1 protein-coding gene is annotated in these 2,728 nt (G+C 53.0%); it reads left to right on the top strand.

Annotated features, from left to right (window positions below):
* Positions 1-34: 34 nt before the first annotated feature.
* The gene (locus AB4Z11_RS28730; protein ID WP_442029235.1) at positions 35-2,569 is read left to right on the top strand and encodes a S8 family peptidase; all 2,535 of its coding nucleotides are present in this window, start codon (positions 35-37) and stop codon (positions 2,567-2,569) included.
* Positions 2,570-2,728: the final 159 nt, after the last annotated feature.

The following is a 2,728-nucleotide window of genomic DNA, read 5'->3' as shown; positions in this document are numbered from 1 at the left end:
GGAATGTGTGGAGTACTTGAACGAGTAGGAGCGTATGGCGGAACAAGAAAACTTCAATAAACGAAATCAGCCACATATTTCAATCGATATTTTTCGTGAGACTTCGGCATACGAGTACCCTTCTCGGGATCAGCAACGCAAGCCGTTACGCGGCGACTACGCCGCACACGCAGCGCAATTACTTTCACAGTTTGACTCCGCTTGGGGGCAGGTTCCCGCGACCGGCGCGGATCCACGCCTTGCCGTTGAAGGATTAAAGCTCGGCGCTGTCGTTGAAGTCACTACTGTCTCCCCAGCAGAAAATTCCCGCTCGAAAGCAGTTAAGATACCTAATACGCTGGAGTTTCCGTCTCAAGAAGTTGTGATCCTTAGAACTACCCGAAATGAGGATCGAACGGAAAGCGCCCTGCTTTTTGTGCCCGATGCCGCAAGAGGTTATTTAAAGAAGCGGATTGCGGCCTATGGACGAGATCCCGGAAATCAACGTCGCCCAGACACGGACCGCTTTGAGGTCGTTGAGCAAGTTCGTGCAATATCTGTGAAGTCGTTATTTACTGGCCAGATCGACCTGGCGTCTACTGTCGTTGTATGGTGGGAGCTGTGGATACGAAAAACTGGCGATTTAGCGGATCATGTCATTCTTACGGCGCGAGAGGTAGGCRTTGATGTTCACGATGATCGCCTTATCTTCCCTGATACCACGGTCGTATTCGTGCATGCCGCTACCGCAACTGTCGCGTCCTTCGCTGCGCGAGTTCCTGGCGCGATTACGGAAATTCGTCGCGCCACTGGGACAATTGAGCCGTTCCTTGAGCGAGGGGAAAATGGACTTGGTCAGCATCAGTGGGTTGAAGATCTTGCTAGCCGGGTTACTCCACCAGAGCACAATGCACCTGTCGTTTGCACGCTTGACACAGGTGTCAATGCCGCACATCCATTGATTGCTCCTGGACTTCGAGGTGCATGGGCATACGATCAAGAATGGGGCACACATGATCATTATCCCGACGGCGGTCATGGAACTCCACTGACTGGGCTTGTCCTATATGGGGATCTCGAGCCTTTAATGAACGACGCGCGCCAAGTAGCGTTAACGCATGCTGCTGAATCGATGAAGCTCTTGCCGCCACATGGGTTCCCCCCTACTCGGCCCCCCAGCTATGGGATTGTTACGCAAGGCGCTGTAAGCTTAGTGGAAACCGAACGCCCTGGATTGTTGCGTAGCTTTTGTTTGGCCACTTCCGCCACGGACTTTCCGCCAAGTCGCCCATCATCCTGGAGTGGGGCTATCGATCAGATTGCGGCTGGCTCAATGGCTGTCGAAGCAGCCGAAGGTGGGCCTGCAATGCTGCGGCCGAAACGTTTGGTTCTTGTCTCAACCGGGAATGTCGCTGGGGGGATGGCAGCACAAGTCCTCCCTTCGCAACCGTTGGAGGATCCATCGCAAAGCTGGAATGCTCTCACAGTTGGCGGCTTCACTCGAAAAGAACGGGCACCTTTACCACGTAAACCTGCTGTTCCAGCCAATCATAGGAGTCCTTACAGCAGAGGATCGCAGTCCCTGCCGAGTGACCTTACGCCCATAAAGCCTGAGGTTCTGTTTGAAGCCGGAAATATGACTTCTGATGCCACAGGCTATTGCGCTTGGGATGCGTCGGTATCACTACTTTCTACTGGTTCTGATTTCTCCGCCGAGCCCCTCGTGCCGTTCTGGGCCACCAGTGCTGCGACGGGTATCGGCGGAAATTTCGTTGGGCGCCTGCAGGCCGCGCTTCCGGAGCATTGGCCCGAAACCCATCGGGCCCTTACAGTTGACTCTGCTAAGTGGCCAGAGCCGATACGCAAAAGATTCATTGGCCAAGGAGCGCATTGGAAAACTGGTACGAAAGCTGACAAGCAGCGCCTTCTTCGTGAGTACGGGTATGGGGTACCGGACGTCGAACGTGCGATTCTTTCTGCCAAAAATGATGCCACGTTAATAGCACAGGCGGAAATACAGCCGTTCGCGTTTGGTGCTGATGGAAGAACAGGCGTTTTTAATGAGATGCACTTTTACGATCTGCCTTGGCCCACTAAGGTACTGGAACGACTTGAGAATGAGATCGTGACTATGAAGGTCACTCTTTCTTACTTCATCGAACCTAACCTAACTGGCAAGGCTGCAACGCGTCCCGATACATATCGCTCGTTTGGTCTGCGTTTCGACATGAAAAAGCGAGGAGAGTCTGATCTGCGCTTTCGTAGCAGGATTACAGCAAGCCAAGAAAAAGATGCCGGTGAACTTGATGGGGAAACTAGTCATTGGCTGCTTGGGCCTAAGGCTGTCCAAGCGGGTTCACTGCATTGCGATCTTTGGCGGGGGCGCGCGATTGAGTTAGCGGGACACGATGCTATCGCTGTTTTTCCAGTGGGAGGGTGGTGGAAGTCGCATGCCGGACAAAAGCGTGTCGCCGATAAGGCCCGTTACGCCCTCACTATCTCGATCTCAGCGCCAGGACATAAGGTCGACTTGTATGCGGAGATTGCTACCCTCGTTGAGGCGAAAGAGATTGAAGTATTGCTGGGTTAAGGAGAGTTTCGAAACCTGGGGCGCTGGTATCCTGTGACTGTTGGAATCACTCGTAAGTTAGCCCAGACCCTAACTTCTGTTAGGGGTATTACTAACTTAACCCTGCTTAGTTAGTTTGCCGCGATGAATAGGATTTTTGCTCTTAACAAGCTAACAAGC

It is taken from the genome of Pseudoduganella sp. RAF53_2, assembly GCF_052113985.1.
Classification (GTDB): domain Bacteria; phylum Pseudomonadota; class Gammaproteobacteria; order Burkholderiales; family Burkholderiaceae_D; genus Rugamonas.
This window is presented reverse-complemented; position numbering and strand designations above follow the sequence as displayed.